General features: G+C 63.7%; 16 protein-coding genes and 2 pseudogenes. 15 read left to right on the top strand and 3 right to left on the bottom strand.

What is annotated here, in order from left to right:
* Positions 1-24: 24 nt before the first annotated feature.
* On the bottom strand, positions 25-246 hold the full coding sequence (locus AC0Z8Z_RS18550) for a hypothetical protein (RefSeq protein ID WP_172611899.1): 222 nt from the start codon (positions 244-246) through the stop codon (positions 25-27).
* A gap of 290 nt (positions 247-536) precedes the next feature.
* Here AC0Z8Z_RS18550 and AC0Z8Z_RS18545 point away from each other — a divergent pair, with 290 nt between their 5' ends.
* On the top strand, positions 537-1,163 hold the full coding sequence (locus tag AC0Z8Z_RS18545) for a TetR/AcrR family transcriptional regulator (RefSeq protein WP_122534742.1): 627 nt from the start codon (positions 537-539) through the stop codon (positions 1,161-1,163).
* A gap of 141 nt (positions 1,164-1,304) precedes the next feature.
* Here the strand turns inward: AC0Z8Z_RS18545 and AC0Z8Z_RS18540 are convergent, their stop codons facing one another.
* Positions 1,305-4,046, bottom strand: coding sequence for a beta-glucosidase (locus AC0Z8Z_RS18540; protein WP_172611897.1), 2,742 nt, complete (start codon positions 4,044-4,046; stop codon positions 1,305-1,307).
* A 469-nt stretch (positions 4,047-4,515) separates the two neighbouring features.
* On the opposite strand from AC0Z8Z_RS18540, the gene AC0Z8Z_RS18535 reads away from it, so the two are divergent.
* From AC0Z8Z_RS18535 to AC0Z8Z_RS18470, 14 genes and pseudogenes are all read left to right on the top strand, one after another.
* Positions 4,516-4,743, top strand: a complete 228-nt coding sequence (locus AC0Z8Z_RS18535) for a hypothetical protein (RefSeq protein WP_122534740.1) — start codon at positions 4,516-4,518, stop codon at positions 4,741-4,743.
* A 107-nt stretch (positions 4,744-4,850) separates the two neighbouring features.
* A complete protein-coding gene (gspE, locus tag AC0Z8Z_RS18530) occupies positions 4,851-6,569 on the top strand; it encodes a type II secretion system ATPase GspE (protein ID WP_485620182.1) in 1,719 nt (572 codons plus the stop codon).
* 2 nt (positions 6,570-6,571) lie between these two features.
* Complete coding sequence (gene gspF, locus AC0Z8Z_RS18525) at positions 6,572-7,774, top strand: type II secretion system inner membrane protein GspF (protein WP_485620080.1); 1,203 nt, start codon at positions 6,572-6,574, stop codon at positions 7,772-7,774.
* A 10-nt stretch (positions 7,775-7,784) separates the two neighbouring features.
* Positions 7,785-8,210 (top strand): type II secretion system major pseudopilin GspG, encoded by a 426-nt coding sequence (gspG, locus tag AC0Z8Z_RS18520; RefSeq protein ID WP_065989019.1) that lies wholly within the window; start codon positions 7,785-7,787, stop codon positions 8,208-8,210.
* Between the two features lies 1 nt (position 8,211).
* Positions 8,212-8,649, top strand: coding sequence for a GspH/FimT family pseudopilin (locus AC0Z8Z_RS18515; RefSeq protein ID WP_122534738.1), 438 nt, complete (start codon positions 8,212-8,214; stop codon positions 8,647-8,649).
* Positions 8,646-9,014, top strand: a complete 369-nt coding sequence (locus AC0Z8Z_RS18510; RefSeq protein WP_122534737.1) for a type II secretion system protein — start codon at positions 8,646-8,648, stop codon at positions 9,012-9,014. Before AC0Z8Z_RS18515 ends, AC0Z8Z_RS18510 begins: the two co-directional genes overlap by 4 nt.
* Positions 9,011-9,622: a prepilin-type N-terminal cleavage/methylation domain-containing protein gene (locus AC0Z8Z_RS18505; protein ID WP_172611892.1), complete on the top strand. Its 612-nt coding sequence runs from the start codon at positions 9,011-9,013 to the stop codon at positions 9,620-9,622. The genes AC0Z8Z_RS18510 and AC0Z8Z_RS18505 overlap by 4 nt, the downstream gene beginning before the upstream one ends.
* Positions 9,619-10,347, top strand: a complete 729-nt coding sequence (locus AC0Z8Z_RS18500; protein WP_485620078.1) for a type II secretion system minor pseudopilin GspK — start codon at positions 9,619-9,621, stop codon at positions 10,345-10,347. The genes AC0Z8Z_RS18505 and AC0Z8Z_RS18500 overlap by 4 nt, the downstream gene beginning before the upstream one ends.
* The gene (locus AC0Z8Z_RS18495; protein WP_485620077.1) at positions 10,344-11,375 is read left to right on the top strand and encodes a PilN domain-containing protein; all 1,032 of its coding nucleotides are present in this window, start codon (positions 10,344-10,346) and stop codon (positions 11,373-11,375) included. The genes AC0Z8Z_RS18500 and AC0Z8Z_RS18495 overlap by 4 nt, the downstream gene beginning before the upstream one ends.
* Positions 11,365-11,955 (top strand): annotated as a pseudogene (gene gspM / locus AC0Z8Z_RS18490) (type II secretion system protein GspM); the annotation flags it as partial. The gene AC0Z8Z_RS18495 and the pseudogene gspM, both read left to right, overlap by 11 nt.
* Before the next feature lie 131 nt (positions 11,956-12,086).
* Positions 12,087-12,602, top strand: a complete 516-nt coding sequence (locus AC0Z8Z_RS18485) for a hypothetical protein (RefSeq protein WP_485620076.1) — start codon at positions 12,087-12,089, stop codon at positions 12,600-12,602.
* Positions 12,599-14,947 carry a type II secretion system secretin GspD gene (gene gspD, locus AC0Z8Z_RS18480; protein WP_485620075.1) on the top strand — a complete coding sequence of 783 codons (2,349 nt, stop codon included), beginning with the start codon at positions 12,599-12,601 and terminating at the stop codon, positions 14,945-14,947. Before AC0Z8Z_RS18485 ends, gspD begins: the two co-directional genes overlap by 4 nt.
* A 297-nt stretch (positions 14,948-15,244) precedes the next feature.
* On the top strand, positions 15,245-16,219 hold the full coding sequence (locus tag AC0Z8Z_RS18475) for an alpha/beta hydrolase (RefSeq protein WP_485620073.1): 975 nt from the start codon (positions 15,245-15,247) through the stop codon (positions 16,217-16,219).
* Positions 16,220-16,926: 707 nt separating this feature from the next.
* A complete protein-coding gene (locus AC0Z8Z_RS18470; RefSeq protein ID WP_485620072.1) occupies positions 16,927-17,742 on the top strand; it encodes a DUF1206 domain-containing protein in 816 nt (271 codons plus the stop codon).
* Positions 17,743-17,745: 3 nt separating this feature from the next.
* Here the strand turns inward: AC0Z8Z_RS18470 and AC0Z8Z_RS18465 are convergent.
* Positions 17,746-18,651, bottom strand: a pseudogene (locus AC0Z8Z_RS18465) (ATP-binding protein); the annotation flags it as partial.
* Positions 18,652-18,843 lie beyond the last annotated feature (192 nt).

Below are 18,843 nucleotides of genomic sequence, written 5' to 3'. Positions count from 1 at the left end.
GCACACACGGGGTGCGACGACTGATCAGTGGAGCTGCGCGCGGCTGGCTCTGCCAATCAGTCTGATCAACAACTGCTGCTTGGGGCCTGCCGTGGTCTCGCGGGCCACCTTGATCAAATATTCCTGAGGAATAAGCCCGCCCGCTTCGGCCAAGGCTTCGTAAATGGCAAACAGCCGCGAATCAATCGTCGTCTCCTCCGCGCATTCGATCAGATAGGCAACTCCGGGACTGGCTTGTTCGTTCACAATGGATCCTCCTTGTAGGTCAGTTACTTCAAAGGAGAGGCAGGCGCGGCGGGAGTTCCCATTTTCTGGACCGGCCCCCCCCGAACGGTGGAACCCTTATGCCGGCGCGCCTGAATATCAGTTTTCGCTTGCCAAAATCCGGTTGCCCCCTTAAACAGAGCGTGCCGTTTCAGCACCTGCGACGACTTGCCACGCGTTTTCTGCCCATTGCGTCCTCGCAATCCGGCGTCGCAACAGGCTTGCCGAAACGCCCAGACACCTGCAAAGCATGGAGACGCCAGGTAAACCCGATGACAGGAAATACGTCAGACACACTCCCCCGCACCCGTCGCGCACCCAAGGGTGAAAAGCGCCGCGAAGAACTGCTCGACGCCGCGCTGCAACTGTTTTCGCTGGAGGGCTACACCGGCGCCTCCATTGCCCGCATCGCCGACATCGTCGGCATCTCGGTGGCGGGCGTGCTGCATCACTTCCCGAACAAGGTCGCCCTGCTGATGGGCGTGCTCGCGCGTCGCGACGAGGTCAATCACAAAGTGATCAGCAGCTTGCACAGCGAGCCGACGCTGCAGGGCTTCGTCAGCGGGCTGCGGCAGATCAACCGTTCCAACGCAACAGCGCCCGGCGTGATTCGCGCGTTCAGCATGCTCAATGCCGAAAGCCTGGTGGACAGTCACCCGGGGTGGGAGTGGTTTCAGTCCCGCTACGTCACGATTCACGGGCGCATGCGCGCACGGCTCGACCATCTGGTGGTGACCGGCGAAGTGCGGGGGGATGTGGATCTGGACGCGATCGTTCACCAGATTCTGGCGATGATGGACGGGCTGCAGCTGCAATGGCTGCGCTTCCCGGAGACGGTGGATCTGGTGCAGCGTTTCGACAGTTACATGGCTCAGGTCGAGCGCGACATCCGCGCATAAAAAATGAGGCGATCCGGGCTGGCCGGATCGCCTCATTCTCTGTTACTCAAGCTCGGATTGTCACTCGGGGTCCGGGCCTGGCCAGCGGCGGGGAAACGCCCGACGCCAGCCCACTGCTCAGCCCTTTCCCGCTGTGATCAATCAGTACTCGGTGTTGCCGTCGTAGTCCGTGTTGCCATTGGCTGCGTCGGTGTCTTTGGCCTGATCAAGCACGCCGCCGGTCTTCACCGCTGGCAGGGTCACTTTGACCGAGTTCAGCGCCGAACGTGGCAGCGGGTTGCTGGTGGTGGTCGACAGTTCCTGACGGAACGGGTTGACCAGCTTGGCATTCAGACGGATGTCGTCCGAGGCCGCGCCCAGGCTGATGTTGAAGGTGTCGGCATCGATCACCCACTGCTTGCTTGCCTCGTCGAAGTACGCCAGGGAACGGTCGTTCAGTTCGATGGTGACGTGACGGGTTTCGCCCGGTTGCAGGAAGACCTTCTTGTAGCCTTTCAGCTCTTTGACGGCACGTTCGACTTTCGGGTTCTGCTGGCCGACGTACAGCTCGGCGACTTCGGAACCGGCACGCTTGCCGCTGTTGGTCAGGTCGAACGAAACCTTGATCGGCGTGTTGCCCACTGCAACGCCCGGGGTGACCGAGATGTTGTTGTAGGTGAACTGGGTGTACGACAGGCCGTGACCGAACGCGAACAGCGGTTTGGTGTTGGTCTTGTCGTAGCCACGGTAGCCGAGCATGGTCAGGTCGTTGGCGTAGCTGATTTCCTTGACCTTGGTGCGTGTGTTATCGAAGTTCGGGAAATCCTTGTACAGCGGATTGTCTTCGATGTTGCGCTCGATACTGATCGGCAGCTTGCCCGACGGGTTGACCTTGCCGAACAGGATCTCGGCCAGGGCCTGACCACCGTTCTGACCCGGGTAGAAGGCGTGCAGCGCAGCCGGCACCTGGTCGATCCAGTCGCTCATCTTCAGCGCGGTACCGCCATGCATGGTCACCACGGTGTTCGGGTTGGCCTTGGCGATGTTCTGGATCAGCTCGTTCTGGTACTCAGGCAGATCGAAGCTGTGGTCGAAACCTTCACCTTCGTATTCAGCGCTGTTACCCACGGCAACCACGACCGCGTCGTATTGCGACAGGTCGGACGGTGCGGTCAGCGAAGCGGTCGACATTTGCACGCCCACCAGGCCGCCCATGGTCGACAGATAACCGTCACGGCGCGAGTACTCAAGCTTCACGTCGTAAGCCTTGCCGGCTTCCAGCTTGATCTTGCCGGAAACAGGAATGGTCGGCGGAATGCTCTTGTTGGTGATGTTCTCACCGTCGCCGTTGTCGATGACCTTCTCGCCGTTGACCCACAGACGTACGGCGCCGTCGGCACGGACTTTGAAGACCTGGTCGCCGCTGATGGTCGGGGTGACCTGACCGCTCCAGCGAATCGAGGTGTTGGCGGTGTCGCCGTTGCTCGGCACTTTGTCGCTGGACCAGTCCAGGTTGACGTAAGTGTCGATCTGGGTGGCCGACGGGTCGCCGGACCAGGTGGCGTTGTTGAAGTACTCGGTCTTCATGCCAGCGACGCTGTTGCCTTTGCTGTCGGTGGTGGTCCAGTGCATGGCTGTCGGGTCGAGGGACAGGGTGTCAAGGAACTCGACCTGAGCGCCCGGGGCGATCTGGCGCAGACCGCTCAGTTCGCTGATGTAACGGGTAGCGTCAACGTGAGCACTGCCGAAACCGGTCGGTGGTGCGTACTTGGCCAGGTCGCCAACGACGGCGATGCGCTTGACCTTGTTCTTGTCCAGTGGCAGCACGTCGCCCTGGTTTTTCAGCAGCACGATACCTTCGCGAGCGATGTTCAGGGCGACCTTGTTGCTGGTGGCGCTGTTCATGTTGTGCGTGGTCAGCGGTGCAAACTTGTCGAACTGGTACAGGTAGATGTTCTTCAGGATGCGGCGGACCTTGTCGTCGATGGTCGCCATGTCCAGCTCGCCGCTGTCCAGGTACGGCTTAAGCACCGAACTGTTCATCTGGCCGCCCATCATGTCCAGGTCGGTGCCGGCCTGTGCTGCTGGCAGACCGTGGACGACGGCGTTGTAGTCGCTCTGTACCAGGCCCTTGAAGCCCCATTCCTTCTTCAGGATGTCAGCGATCAGGTGCTTGTTCTCGCACGCGTACTCGCCGTTCACTTTCTGGAACGAGCACATCATCATCGCCACGGTGCTGTTCTTGGTGGCGGATTCGAACGGCGGCAGGGTCATCTCGCGCAGGACGCGCTCAGGCATGACCTGATTGAGGATGAAGCGGTTGGTTTCCTGATCGTTACCGGCGTAGTGCTTGGCTTCCGCCCAGACGCGACGCTGCTGGATACCGTTGATCACCGCAGGGCCGAGGCTGGCACCGAGGAACGGGTCTTCACCGGAGAGGTATTCGAAGGCACGACCGCTCCACGGCATGCGGTACAGGTTCATGCCGGGGCCGGTGACGAACTGGTAGCCGCCGCTGGCAGTGTCGTAGCCCAGAGCGCGACCGAAATCGATCGCGCGACGCGGGTTGAAGGTGGCCGCCAGGTTCGGGCCGGACGGATAGACCACGCCCGGATCGTTGCCTTCGCTGGTGTAACGGATGCCCGCGCCACCGTCGGCGCCGTGGATCTGTGGCACGCCGTACTGGCTAAGCGGTTTGACGTCCCAGCCGCCGATGCCGCCGATGTAGGCCAGCTTTTCTTCCTGAGTCATCTTCGCCAGGGTTTTTTCTGCCGCTTTATCAGCGCGCAGTTCCTTGGCCGCCAGTTGCTCTTGGGTCGTGGTGTCGGCTGCGTTGGCGTGGCAGATGGCCAGGCTCAACAAAGCCAGTGCCGAGTGGGCACCGAAAGTTTTACGGTTTCGCATAGGGGACGCTCTCCAAGTATCACCCGCGCTCATTTGTCGCAGTTGACACGCCACAAGCCTTTGTTTCAGGCATGACTCGGCCTATACCGAAGTTCTCGAAAGAACATCGGTGAACGGGAAAGTGGCGTTACAACGTGACGATGAGTGTGGGCAATTTGATCTTCTGTAACTAACGTTAATGGCGATGAGCCACCGAACTGCACGAGCGTTGCCCGAGACGTTTAAATTAAGGCAATTGTTTTCAAGTGATGTCAAACAAAAAAATCAATCTCGAACAAACTCGACATTTTTTGATACATCATCTGAACTCTTGCTAAACCTACAGGTCTGTAGGTTTAGCAATTTTCACCGCTGGACCCCTTAAACCCCGCAAATACAGGGTTTCAGTCATGGGGAAGGCGGTGAGCCAGCGCTGGACACCGGCGTCGGGATCATTTCAAACACATGACAAACATTGGAGAAACATCACATGAAACTGCCAGCACTGGGCGCCATCGCTGCACTGACTCTGTCATTTGCAACCGCAACTATGGCCGCTGACTCCGACACTCAGGAAACTATTTCTGGCGCAGCAGATTCCACTGTCATGACCCAGACACAAGATACAAAAGCCGTAAAGAAAGCCACCAAACAGAATCAGGCCGATGAAAACAAGCGCGGTCGTCCAACCGCAAACACTTCGTCTGCGACAAACTAACGCACTGCCGTTTAGTTGCTGTTAAGCAGCATACTGTTATTGCACATTATGTATTCACCCCAGAGGTCTCGTCAGAGGCCTCTCTTATTTGAACCGGTGCTGTGTCCATTCATCTGTCCCCTATCAATAGCCAACAACTCACCGCGCACTCGGCCGAAGCGCTGTGTGCCTGGCTGTTGGCCAATGCCGGACTGAAGACAGGTGATCTGGAGCGGGCACAGCGACTGGCCCAGGAATCGGAAGGCAGTTCGCTCACCGAATTGCTGACCCGCCTGGGCCTGGTCTCGGAACTGGACCTGGCAAAGGCATGGGCTTCGACGCTGCAAGCGCCGTTGCTGCTGGCGGAAAACGTGACGCTGTCCGGCGATCCTTTGCCGGAGTTGAGCGAGCGCTTCCTGCGGCACTATCGCCTGCTGCCCATCGGCACCCATGCCGATGGCGTGCATGTCTTGGCGGCCAATCCGGGCAATGCCTATGGGCTGGACGCCGTGGCGTACGCCTGCCAGGCGCCGGTGTATGTGTCGGTCGGTGCTGGCAGTGAGGTCGACGGGCTGATCGAGCGCTATTACGGCCAGGGCCGTTCGGCCATGGGCTCGCTGATCGAGACCCTCGACGAACACGGCGGCGCCGAAGAAGACATCGAGCACCTCAAAGACCTCGCGTCCGAGGCGCCGGTGATCCGGCTGGTCAACCTGATTCTGCAACGGGCCGTCGAGCAACGCGCCTCCGACATTCATATAGAGCCTTTTGAAAGCCAGCTGAAAGTGCGTTACCGCATCGACGGTGTGCTCCACGAAGCCGAAGCGCCGCCGTCCAGTTCATCGGCAGCGATCATTTCGCGACTGAAGATCATGGCGCGGCTGGACATCGCCGAGCGTCGCCTGCCCCAGGATGGCCGCATCATGCTGCGCATTCAGGGTAAAGAGTTGGACTTGCGGGTGAGCACGGTGCCCACCAGCTTCGGCGAGTCGGTGGTGATGCGTCTGCTCGATCGGCAGACCGTCAGCTTCGACTTCCCCAGCCTGGGCATGGACGGCGAGCGCCTGCAGAACTTCCTCGACGTGCTGGAGAACCCCCACGGCATTTTGCTGGTCACCGGCCCCACCGGTTCCGGCAAAACCACCACGCTGTACACCGCACTGTCACGGCTCAACACCGCCGAGCGCAAGATCATCACGGTTGAAGACCCGGTCGAGTACCAGCTCGAGGGCATCAACCAGATTCAGGTCAAGCCGGCCATCGGTCTCGATTTCGCCGGCGCTTTGCGCTCCATCGTCCGGCAAGACCCTGACGTGATCATGATCGGCGAGATGCGCGACCTGGAAACCTGCCGCATCGCCATTCAATCGTCCCTGACCGGGCACCTCGTGCTGTCGACGCTGCACACCAACAGTGCCGCCGCGAGTATCACGCGGTTGCTGGACATGGGCGTCGAAAGCTACCTGATCGCCTCCACCGTTAAAGGCATTCTGGCCCAGCGGCTGGTGCGCAGGCTCGATCCGCTCACGCGCATCGCCTTTGAAGCACCGCCGGAACTGGTTGCCGAACACGGGCTGGATCGCTTCACCGATCAGCGCCCGATCACCCTGTATCGCCCCGCCAGCGAATTGCCCGGCGGCGGTTATCACGGCCGTAGCGCCATCACCGAATTGCTGGTGATGAATGAAGAGCTGCGCGGCCTGCTGATGCGCCAGGCCGATGCCTCGACGCTGGAGCAAGCGGCCCGTCGCGGCGGCCTGCGCACCTTATATGAAGAAGGCCTGCGCCAGGCGGTGGCCGGCGTGACCTCCCTTGAAGAGGTGCTGCGCGTTACGCGTGGCGACTGACCATGGCCCATTTCAAATACCGCGCACTGGATGCCGATGGCGTCGCCCAACACGGCACCCTCGAAGCGGCCGATCAAACCGCCGCGACAGCGACGCTGCACAAGCGCGGCCTGTTGCTGCTCAGCCTTGAAGCCAGCACCAACAGCGGCCTGCGCGCGGCCATGCGTCGCGGCGCAATGAACGGCGCGGCGCTGGTGAGCTTCACCCAGCAACTGGCGACCCTGCTCGGTGCCGGCCAGCCGCTGGAACGCGCCCTGACCATCCTCCTCAAGCAGACCCACGAGCCCAAGCGCCAGGCGCTGCTTGAACGGATTCGTGAACAGGTCAAGGCCGGTAAGCCGTTGAGTCAGGCGCTGGAAGAAGAGCACGGCCAGTTTTCCAGCCTGTACATCAGCATGGTCCGCGCGGGCGAAGCCGGCGGGTCCCTGGAAAACACCCTGCGCCAGCTCAGCGAGTATCTGGAACGCAGCCAGATGCTGCGCGGCGAAGTCATTAATGCGCTGATCTACCCGATCTTTCTGGTGGTCGGCGTGCTCGGCTCGCTGGCCTTGCTGCTGGCGTACGTGGTGCCGCAGTTCGTGCCGATCTTTCGTGACCTGGGCGTGCCGATTCCCTTCATCACCCAGGCAATCCTGTGGCTGGGGGAATTTCTCAGCGCCTACGGCTTGCTGCTGCTCGGCGCCATCGTCGGGCTGATCTGGACCGTCGCGGTCCTGCGCCGGGATCCGCAACGACGCCAGCGTCATGACCGGCGCCTGCTGTTTATCAAAGTCATCGGCCCGCTGTTGCAGCGGATCGAAGCCGCGCGTCTGGCGCGGACCCTCGGCACCCTGCTGAGCAACGGCGTCGCGCTGTTGCAAGCGATGACCATCGTCCGTCAGGTCTGCGGCAACTACGCCCTGCGTGCCCAGGTCGAGCAGGCCACCGAGTGGGTCAAGGGTGGCGGCACGCTGGCCCAGGCGTTCGGCGAGCAACCGCTGCTGCCGGAGCTGGCGCTGCAGATGATCGAAGTCGGCGAACAGGCCGGCAACCTGGACGGCATGCTGCTCAAGGTCGCCGACGTGTTCGACGTCGAGGCCAAGCGCGGCATCGACCGTCTGCTCGCCGCGCTGGTGCCGAGCCTGACCGTTGTCATGGCGGTGATGGTGGCGGTGATCATGCTCGCTATCATGCTGCCGCTGATGAGTCTTACCAGTAACATTTGAGGAAATACACATGTCCCGATTCAACGCTGCCCAAGGCCGTCGCCAGGGCGGTTTCACCCTGCTGGAAATGCTCGCCGTGATCGTGCTGCTGGGCATCGTCGCCACCATCGTCGTGCGTCAGGTCGGCGGCAACGTCGACAAGGGCAAATACGGCGCAGGCAAGGCGCAGCTCGCCAGCCTCGGCATGAAGGTCGAAAGCTACGGCCTGGACGTCGGCACGCCGCCGGCCAATCTGCAGCAGCTGGTGACCAAGCCGGCCAATGCGACCGGTTGGGCCGGCCCGTACGCCAAGCCTTCGGACCTGAAAGACCCGTTCGGCCACGCGTTCGGCTACCGCTACCCGGGCGAGCACGGCAGCTTTGACCTGATCTTCTTCGGTCAGGACGGCCAGCCTGGCGGTGACGGCTACAAGGCCGACATCGGTAACTGGGAATAATATGCACGCCCTGCCCCGCGCCCGCGGCTTCACCCTGTTCGAATTGCTGGTGGTGATCGTTCTGATCGGCATCAGCGTCGGCCTGGTGAGCTTTGGCGTGGGTCGGGGTTTGCACGCGGCCAGTGAACGTCGCGCGCTGAGCGAAGTGGTTCAGTCGCTGCGGGCGGCGCGGGTGCAGGCGATCGTCACCGGGCAACCGGCGCAGACGCGCTTTGATCTGCGCAACGGTCGGCTTCAAGGCCCGCACCTGAAGCCGGTGCAACTGCCCACCGACATGCGCGTGCAACTGCAGACCGCTGACGGCCTGGGCCCGGCGTTCGAGTTCTACCCGGACGGCGGTTCCAGCGGCGGCCATCTGTTACTGGCCCGGGGCGACAAACACTGGCGCGTGGACATCAACTGGCTGACCGGCAACGTTCAGTTGCGCACGCTCAATTGAGGCGTCAGCGCGGTTTCACACTGCTGGAGATGCTGGCCGCTCTCGCCGTGCTGGCGGTGTGCAGCAGCGTGCTGGTGGTGGCGTTCGGGCAGAGCGCGCGGGCCTTGCAGCAGGCGCAACGCAGTGACCGGCTGAGTCTGGCGGCGCGTTCGCTGATCGACGAAGCCAGCGCCGGCCGCTTGCAGCCGGGTCGCACCGAGGGCAAGTGGAGCGGCGTGACCTGGCAGATGGAGGTCAGCGCGCTGCCCCGCGGCAATGCGCCGGCCACGGCCTGGCGGCTGGACCTTGAGGTGAGCGACGGAGCGCGCCGCGCCCATTACAGCAGCCTGCAAGTGCGCAGCGCGGGCTCCGGAGCCGGGCAATGACGCGCCGAAGCCAGGGTTTCACGCTGCTCGAAGTTTTGGTGGTGCTGAGTTTGCTCGGCGTGCTGCTGACCATGGTCGGCGCGGCGATCACCGGGGCCAACCGCGCCATGGCCAAGGCCGAGCGCTACAGCACGCGGCTCGATGAAATACGTTCGACGCAGAATTTTTTGCGCAGCGCCATCGCTCAGGCGCTGCCCCTGGCGGCCAGCGGTGCCGAGCCCGGCCAGGCGCCGGTGTTCGAGGGCGACGCCCAGGCCATGAGCTTTTATGCGCCGCTGCCCGCCACACTCGGCGGCGGTTTGTACCGGCACAGCGTGACGCTGGCGGCCGGTCAGCGTTTGCAGGTCAGCCTGGAGCGCTTGCGCGGTCAGGCGCTGTTGCCGGCCGAGGAGCCCCAGGTGCTGCTGCATCAGGTGCGCTCGCTGCAACTGAGTTACCGCGGGGTGTCGCCCACCGGTGAATCCACCGCGTGGCTTGATCACTGGCCGTGGCCGGGACGCCTGCCCGTCAGTGTGCGCATCGACGCGCAGCTGGCCGGCCCCGTGCCTTGGCCGTTGCAGAGCATCAACCTGCGCCTGGACCTGTCCGGCGAGGCGCACACGTTATGAACGGCCGTCGGCAAAAAGGCGTGGCGTTGCTGCTGGTGTTGTGGGTGCTGGCATTACTCAGCACGCTGCTCGCCGGTTTGCTGGGCTGGGTGCATTTGCAGAACCGCCAGGCCCTGTGGCAACGCCAGCACACCCAGGCGGTGCTCGCGGCAGAAGCCGGGATCGGCATGGCGGTGCTGGCGCAGCTGGATCGCGACCCGCAGCAACACTGGAAAGCCGACAACCAGCCCCACGGATTGCGTTTCGACGAGGCCGCGCTGGCGGTGAGCCTGGGCAGCGAGACCGGCAAGCTGGACCTCAACGCGGCGCCGGCGGGATCCTTCGCCCGCCTGCTGGTGGCGTGCGGGGCGAATCCGGACCTGGCGCGGCAAGTGGCCCAGGGCCTGGAACAGCGTCGCGGCGGTGGCCGGGCACCGCTGCGGATGGTCGAGGAAGTGCGTGAACTGCCGGGCATCGGCCAGCCGCTTTACCAGTGCGCCAGCCCAAACGTCACGTTATGGAGCGGCCTCACCGCGCCCGATCCGCGCATGGCCTCGCTCTGGCTGCGGCGAGCGCTGGGTCTGCCGCAAGCGGGCCCCGCGACCAAGGACGCAGGCCCGGTCATCAGTATTCGAAGCCAGGCGACATTGCCCGGCGGTTACACCACGACGCTCAACGTCACGTTGTTATTGAACCCATCGAAGGAGGGAGCGCGACCGTATCGCGTTCTGCGTTGGCAAGAATGAAGCAATCACTTTTACAGCAGCTGGCGCCGTTGCAGGCCCGGGTGCGCAGTCAGTGGCGCGACAGCCCGGCGCAGCCTCTGTGGCAGGCCTGGCTGGACGAATTGCAGGCGCTACTGCCCGCCGGCGTCCGCGCACGGCTGATGCCCCAGGTGCGCGAGCGCCTGATCGACTGGCCCTTGCCCGAGCACATTGCCCACGAGACCGGCGAGCGGCTGATCCTGATGCTCCCCGCTGGCATGGTCTTGGCGCAGCCGCTGCAGTTGCCGCTGGCGGCGCTGCGCGATCTGCACAGCGTGGTGGGTTTCGAGCTCGACAAGTACACGCCCTACCCCCGCGAGCAGATGCATTACGTCGCGCGCGTCACCGCCAAGGGCAAAACCCAGGCGCAGGTGCTGCTGGTGGCGGTGCTGCGCGAGCGTTTGCAGCCGGTCATCGACACCTGCACGGCACGCGGCCTGCCGCTGTACGCCGTGGATGCGCGCAACGCCAAGGGCGAGCGGCTGAATGTCGATCTGCTGCCCGCCGAGCTGAAGCCAGCGGTGGCAGGCTCCGCACGCCTGCCGCGTTTCCTTGCCGTGATCTGCGGCGCCTTGCTGCTGACCTGCATGGTGCTCTGGCTGGACGCACGCACGGCCCAGGTTGAAGCGATGCAGCAGCACGTCGACGAGCAACGCAGCCAGGTGCAGGCCGTGCAGAACCTGCGCCGCGAACTGATCAATACCCAGGGCGCCGCGCGTTACCTGGCCCAGCAAAAGGCCGCGCAGCCGACCACCTCCAGCGTGCTCGCCGACCTCACCGGCTGCCTGGGCGCCGACACCTGGGTCGAGCAGCTGGAGATTGCCGAGGGCGGCAGCGTGTCGATCACTGGCCAGAGCGCCAAGGCCAGCGCCCTCATCAGCCGCATGAAAGACTGCCGCACCCTCACCGACGCGCAGTTCCAGGGGATCATTCAGCCCGACGCACAAACCGGTAAAGAGCGCTTTTCCCTGCGGGCCCAGTTGCGCAAGGAGGCCGCCGATGCGCCGTGAACTGACACCCCGTGAACGTCGCGGCGCCGCGCTGATTGCCCTGGCCCTGGTGCTGTGGGCGGCCTGGTGGCTGCTGGTGCAAAGTTGGTTTCTCGACCCGTTGAGCGACTTGCAAGATCAGGCCGATACCTTGCGCCACCAGGAGCAGCGCTATGCCGGCGCCCTCGCCCAGCGCGAGAGCCTTGAGCAGCAGTTGCAGGCGGCGCGCCGCGACCCGTCGAGCCGCAGCAGCCTGTTGCCCGGCGAAGACCCCAGTGCCGTGGCCGCCGACCTGATGCAACGCAGCCTCGATCTGGTCAAGGCCCACGCCGATCAAGGCCCCGGCTGCCAGGTCACCCAGCGCATGCCGATCACCCCCGAGCGCGACAGCGCCGAGCCGTATCGTCAGGTCAAAGTCAGCCTGACCCTGGACTGCGCCATGGAGCCGCTGGTGGCTTTGCTGCACGAACTGGAATACGGCCAGCCGTTCCTGTTCATCGACAACCTGAGCATCCGCCGCGCCACCTCGGCGCCCGCCACTGGCGGCGCCGGGCGCTTGCAGGTGCATCTGCTGTTGCGCGGGTATCTGCAACAGGCCGCGCCGCACAAAGAGCAGCCGTCCAACCCCGCCGCCGAGCCAGAGACCGAATCCCGGCAGCCACCTGATCCCGCCGAGCAAGCCGATCTGGATGAGCAACCTGAACCACCGACACCGTCCGAGGAGCCTGACGCATGAAGTTCGACGCCCTCACTCTCGCGCTCGGCGCGGCCACGGTTGCCCTCGCCGCCGTCGCCGTCAGCCTGAGCATGGGCGCCGGTCAGGACATCGACTGGTTGCCGCCCGGCGAAGCCCGTGAAGCCGCGCCAACCGCCAGGCCCGCCGCATTGCCGGCGCTGCCGGCTCAGGCGCTCACGCTGACCTGGCAGCAATCGATGTTCAGCCCGGACCGCAAGCCTGACCTGGTCACTGGCAAATCCCAGGCCTCGTCCCTGGATGGCATCAGCCTGAACGGCGTGATCATCGACGGCGCTTCGCGCTGGGTGCTGCTGCAACTGCCGCAGAAGCGTCGCCTCAAGCTGGCCGTCGGCAGCACGCTGGACAACGGCTGGACCCTTGATTCGGTCACGCCGCAAAACGCCACTTTCAGCCATCAGGGCCAGACCCGCGAACTGCGACTGCCCATGCTGCGCCTTCCGCCGCCGTCGAAAGTCCCCCCTATTACTCTTCCAAACGTACCCACACCATGAACAATCGCACCTCTGAGTTTTTCCGTTTACGCAGCCCGTTGTTGTGCCTGGCCACCGCCGTGGCCCTGGCCGGATGCGCGTCCACTCCGGAACGTTTTGAAAACGATCCGGCCCTGATGCAGGAAGCACTCAATGGCACCGGTTCGCAGCGCGGCCCGGTCAGCGATCCGGTCGAAACGCCGAGCCCGAACAACACTGGCGCCAGGCCTGCGCCTGCGCGCCAACAGATCATTCGCGGCAACCAGACGTTCGTGCGCGGTGCGGGACCGGCGCAGGTCGGTGCTGGTGCGAAAGGCGCTTCAGCCGCCGCCGGTGACATCACCTTCAACTTCGCCAACCAGCCCATCGAAGCGGTGATCAACACCGTGCTGGGCGATTTGCTGCATGAGAACTACAGCATCAACCAGGGCGTGAAAGGCGATGTCAGCTTCTCGACCTCGCAGCCGGTGAACAAGCAGCAGGCGCTGTCGATTCTGGAGACGCTGCTGTCGTGGACCGACAACGCGATGATCCGTCAGGGCGACCGCTACGTGATCCTCCCGGCCAACCAGGCCGTCGCTGGCAAACTGGTGCCGGAAATGCCGGTGGCGCGACCGGCCACCGGGCTGTCGGCGCGGTTGTTCCCGCTGCACTTTATCTCGGCCACCGAGATGCAGAAGCTGCTCAAGCCTTTCGCCCGTGACAACGCGTTCTTGCTCGTCGATCCGGCGCGCAACGTGTTGAGCCTGGCCGGTACGCCGGATGAACTGGCCAACTACCAGGACACCATCGACACCTTCGACGTCGACTGGCTCAAGGGCATGTCCATCGCCGTGTATGGCCTGCAACGCGCCAGCGTCGGCGAGCTGATGCCCGAGCTGCAAAAAATGTTCGGCCCGGACAGCGGCATGCCGTTGGCCGGCATGGTCAAGTTTCTGCCGATCGAGCGGACCAATTCGGTGGTGGCGATTTCTTCCCAGCCGCGCTACCTGAGCGAAGTCGGTGACTGGATTCACACCATCGACGAAGGCGGCGGCAACGAACCGCAGATGTACGTCTACGACGTGCGCAACATGAAGGCCTCGGACCTGGCCAAATACCTGCGGCAGATTTACGGCAACGGCCAGATCAAGGACGACAGCGCGGCCAAGGTCGCGCCGGGCCTGCGCACGCGCTCGCTGTCATCGCTCAACGGCAGTGGCACCGGCAGCAGCGGCGGCATGGGCGTGGGCGGCCAGGGCCTCAACGGCAGCTCCGGCATGGGCGGCGGCATGGGCGGCGGCCTGGGTTCGGGCATGGGCGGCGCCAACGGCGGTTTGCAGAACGGCTCTCAGCAAGGTGAAGAAGAGCAGGACGGCGAATCCTCTGAGGACAGCGCTGACAGCAGCATTCAGGGCGACAGTTCGGATGCCGCAGCCAGCGGCTCGGGCGCCAGCAAGCGCCTGGACGACAGCACGCGGATTACCGCCCAGCAGAGCAGCAATCAGTTGCTGATCCGCACGCGCCCGGCCCAGTGGGCCGAGATCGAATCGGCCATCAAGCGTCTGGACAACGCACCGATGCAGGTGCAGATCGAGACGCGGATTCTTGAAGTGAACCTGACCGGCGAGCTGGACCTTGGGGTGCAGTGGTACCTCGGCCGGCTGGCCGGCAATTCCACCAGCACCACCGTCGCCAATGCCCCTGGCAGCCAGGGCGCGCTGGGCGGCGGCGGTGCAGGCCTTGGTGCCGATTCACTGTTTTACTCATTCGTCAGCAACAACCTGCAGATCGCGCTGCATGCGCTGGAAACCAGCGGCCGCACCCAGGTGCTGTCGGCGCCGTCGCTGGTGGTGATGAACAACCAGCAGGCGCAGATTCAGGTCGGTGACAACATCCCGATCAGCCAGACCACCGTGAACACCAACGTCTCGAACACGACCCTCAGCAGCGTGGAATACGTGCAGACCGGCGTTATTCTCGACGTCGTGCCGCGCATCAATCCGGGCGGCCTGGTGTACATGGACATCCAGCAGCAGGTCAGCGATGCCAACGATGCCAACGGCACGGACAGCAACGGCAATCCGCGCATCTCGACGCGCTCGGTGTCGACTCAAGTGGCGGTGCAAAGCGGCCAGACCGTGTTGCTCGGCGGCCTGATCAAACAGGACAACGCCGACACCGTGTCTGCCGTGCCGTATCTGGGCAGCATTCCCGGCCTGCGCTGGCTGTTCGGCAACACCGTCAAGAGCAAGAAACGCACCGAGCTGGTCGTGCTGATCACCCCACGGGTCATCACCAGCAACAGCCAGGCGCGGCAAGTGACCGATGACTACCGTCAGCAGTTGCAGTTGATCAAACCGACGCCGCCAATGAGCAACCGTTAAGTCGGCTGTTTGATCGTTCCCGCGCTCCGCGTGGGAATGCCGCCCCGGACGCTCCGCGTCCCCAGACCTCACTCGGTAACGGGATTGCGGGCAAGGCGACGCGGAGCGTCTCGGGATGCATGCCCACGCAGAGCGTGGGCACGATCAGATACACAGTGGGCATGCACGATCGCGCGGTTGCTTACGCCACGGCCGGCCTCAAATTGCTTTACTCGCGCACGTGAAACTCTGGGCCGCCCGCGCACACCAAGACAGTACCCCTGACTGGCGGGCGTGAGCCCGAGAGAGAGCACGCAATTGGACAGCAACGACGGTTTGCATTTTCATGACGATGAGCTGGCGCAGGCGCGGCGCTTTAACAAGAAGCTGGCCTGGCTGCCGCGATTTCGTATCCGCAACCGCTTCACCCCTCTTTTGATTCAGTCGCTGTTGCGCGTCGGTCAGCTCAATGGCGCGGCCAGGCTGGCCCGCCATGGCCTGCACGCTGAAAGCACGATGGCGAACCTCGACGGTCATCGTGTGCCGGTGCGGATCATCCGGCCCAAGGGCAAGGCCAAAGGCGTGGTGCTGGACATTCATGGCGGCGGCTGGGTGATCGGCAACGCGCAGATGAACGACGACCTGAACATGGCGATGGTCCGGGCGTGCGAGGTGGCCGTTGTTTCGGTGGATTACCGGCTCGCCGGGTCGACGCCGGTGCAAGGGCTGATGGAGGATTGTCTGGTTGCAGCGCGCTGGCTGCTGGGTGACGGTTGCCCGGAGTTTGCCGGGCTGCCGGTGATCGTCGTCGGCGAATCGGCAGGCGGGCATCTGGCCGGGGCGACGCTGTTGCAGCTCAAGGCCTGGCCGGAGCTGTTCAAGCGCGTGTGCGGCGCCCTCCTCTATTACGGGGTTTACGACCTGACCGGCACACCGAGCGTGCGTGCAGCGGGGTCCGATACGCTAGTACTGGACGGCCCGGGCATGGTCGACGCCCTGCGCATGCTGACGCCGGACATCAGCGACGCACAGCGTCAGGCGCCGCCGCTGTCACCGCTGTATGGCGATTTCACAGGCTTCCCGCCGGCACTGATGTGGGTAGGCGCGCTGGACCCGCTGCGCGACGACACGCTGCAACTGGCCGATCGCTGGGCGAAGACCGCCGGGGTCGAAGTGCACCTGTTGCCCGAGGCCCCCCACGGCTTCATCCATTTCCCCACCATGATGGCGGACCGTGTGCTGGAGCACAGCCGCGCCTGGATTCGTCAGCGCATTCAATCTGCCGCGGGTTGACCGAATTCGACTGACTGCACATGGCTCTCTAGTGGGACCGGCTTTAGCCGGGAAGGCGTCGGTAGCCACACCGCAAATTGACGGTGTTCATGCAGGCCTCTTCCCGGCTGAAGCCGGTCCCACTAAAAGCAATCGCGTGCATTCCGCGCAGTCTGGCCGTGACGCGAACCTGTGGGACCGGCTTTAGCCGGGAAGGCGTCGGATGCCACACCGCTAAATTGACGGTGTTCATGCAGGCCTCTTCCCGGCTGAAGCGGGTCCCACTAGCTGCATCGCGTGTGTCCAATGACATCGGCGACGGTCCCATTGAATGCATGCGGTTCTCTAGTGGGACCGGCTTTAGCCGGGAAGGCGTCGGATGCCACACCGCTAAATTGATGGTGTTCATGCAGGCCTCTTCCCGGCTGAAGCCGGTCCCACTAAAAGCAATCGCGTGCATTCCGCGCAGTCTGGCCGTGGCGCGAACCTGTGGGACCGGCTTTAGCCGGGAAGGCGCCCGCAGCCATGCCTCTGATCGTTCCCACGCTCCGCGTGGGGATGCCGCCCCGGACGCTCCGCGTCCATCGCTGCGACGCGGAGCATCGGAGGATGCATTACCACGCGGAGCGTGGGAACGATGAAGCATCGCAGGGCCCTACTGGCGAACCCGATCGAACCCCGCGCGTCGTCTCGGGTCTGCTGATCTATCGCTTAACGGAGAACACTCGATGTCGCCGCATCACACCCTTGTCCTGCTCGCCCGTTCGGGTTATGCCGCCCGTGGCGTTCTGTACCTGATCATCGGCATTTTCGCCTTGCTGGCTGCCCGTGATTCATCACGCCCCAAAGACAGCCACAGCAGCCTCGAAGCCCTGTTCAGCCAGCCCTTCGGCCACTTTCTGGTCGGTCTGGTGGTCGCAGGCCTGCTTGCATTCGCCGCCTGGCGCGTGTTGCAGGCAACGCGGGACGTCGACCATCACGGCAGCGAGTTCAAAGGCCTGGTCATTCGCGGCGGGTTGCTGTCGGGCGGGCTGGTCAACGGTGCGCTGGCGTTTTTTGCGCTGGGCCTGCTGATTGATGGCCTGAGCAGTTCCGGTGGCTCCGGCGGCGGTCAGACCCAAGACCTGCTCGCGCAACTGCTGTCGTGGAAACACTCCAACCTGGTCGTCTACCTCGTTGCGCTGGTGCCGCTCGGCGTCGGTATCGCGCACTTCTTCAAGGGCTGGAAAGCCTCGTTCGAGAAGTATTTCGAGGCCGACGAAGAGGTCATGAGATACGTGACCCCGGTGTCCCGCTTCGGCCTGATCGCGCGCGGCGTGGCGTTTGTCGAAATGGGCGTGCTGCTGGCCATCAGCGGTTCGAGCTATCAGGCGATGCACCCGCCCGGTCTGAAAGACGCGCTCAACGCCCTGCAAAACCTGCCCGCCGGCGGCGTGGTGCTGATGGTCATGGCGCTCGGCCTGATCGCGTTTTCGGTGTACAGCTTCGCCGAGGCGGCGTGGCGCCGGATCAACATGGACGTACCCGGCATGGCCCGCGCCTGAGTCTCAACAGACGGCGCTCTGGTCAGAGCGCTGCTGAATCGGCAGCTCCACACGAAACGTCGTACCCACCCCTTCCAGGCTGCGCACGCTGATCGTACCGCGATGCTTTTGCACGATCCCGTACGACAGCGACAGCCCCAGCCCGGTCCCTTGGCCCACCGGTTTGGTGGTGAAGAACGGATCGAAAATCTTCGGCAGCACCTCCGGGGCAATGCCGGCCCCGGTGTCGCTGATCTCAAGCCACACGCTGTCCCCTTGCACGCCGTTGCGCAGCGTAATGGTGCCGCGCCCCGGGCCGATGGCCTGTGCGGCATTGACCAGCAGATTCATGATCACCTGATTGAGCTGCGCCGGCAGGCATTCGATGTCGGGCAGTGGCTGGTAATGCGTAACGATGTCGGCCTTGTACTTGACCGCATTGGTCGCGATGTTCAGCGTCGAATCGATGCCTCGCTGCAGGCTTGCCCATTGCCACTGCGGGTTGGGGTCGGCCCGGGAGAACTCCTTGAGGTCCTTGATGATCTGCGCGGCGCGGGCCACCCCGTCCCGTGACTCCTGTATCAGCAACGGGATTTCTGTCTCGACGAAGGCCAGGTCCAGACGGGTTTTCAGGGCATTGAGCGAGAGAAGAACCTCAGGCGATCCAAGCTGACACTCGGCCGCCCTGTAGGCTTCCAATAGCGCTTGAAGCTTGGCGAAATAGACCGCCAGCGTGCCAAGGTTCGACGAAATGAAGCCGATGGGATTGTTGATCTCGTGGGCGATGCCAGCGGCCATCTGCCCCAGTGAGGCGAGCTTTTCAGCGCCGATCAACTGGCTCTCCAACTGCTTGCGCTCGTCGATCTCGACCTGCAACGCATGACTGGCCTGCTTGAAGGCCCGGGTGCGCTCCTCGACACGCTGTTCGAGACTTTCATTGGCCGCCTTCAGGTCCTCGTTGACCCGGTTGATGACCTGATAACTGTGCAGCAGCCAACGGCCCAGCAGCACCAGCAGGCAGACGGAAAGGATCGAGAATATCTGCAGAAGCAACATGATCAACCCAGCGCCTCGATCCGTGGACTCATGCCCCTATGTCGGCCTGCCAGAGGTGAAGTTGAG

This window comes from Pseudomonas sp. 1L-C-7-B-C1 (genome assembly GCF_057291635.1).
The sequence above is the reverse complement of the archived record's forward strand: the minus strand, read 5'-3'. Positions and strand labels throughout refer to the sequence as shown.